1 protein-coding gene is annotated in these 278 nt (G+C 62.9%); it reads left to right on the top strand.

All coding sequences use genetic code 11. From position 1 onward, the window contains the following. Positions 1–278: LysR substrate-binding domain-containing protein (locus EN874_RS33510; RefSeq protein WP_245516269.1), on the top strand; the 278-nt coding region annotated here is incomplete at both ends.

The raw sequence follows: 278 nt of genomic DNA, 5'->3' as shown, positions 1-278 counted from the left end.
CAACCTCAATGCGAGCCCGTATTTCGCCACGCACTATCTGCTGCCAAGGCTCTCGCTGTTCCGCGAAATCCTGCCGGGCGCCGACCTGCGCCTGACGACGATGGTCGACCTGCCCGATTTCGGGCGCGACGACATCGATATGACGGTGCAGTGGGGTTACGGCGGCTGGCCCGAATACGAGACCACGCTGCTGGTGCCGGACCCGAAGATCATCTGCTGCACGCCAGCGATCGGCGAAAAGATCAAATCGGCGCAGGACCTGACACGCTTCACGCTGC

It is taken from the genome of Mesorhizobium sp. M1D.F.Ca.ET.231.01.1.1, from assembly GCF_003999155.2.
Taxonomy (GTDB): domain Bacteria; phylum Pseudomonadota; class Alphaproteobacteria; order Rhizobiales; family Rhizobiaceae; genus Mesorhizobium.
The sequence above is the reverse complement of the archived record's forward strand: the minus strand, read 5'-3'. Positions and strand labels throughout refer to the sequence as shown.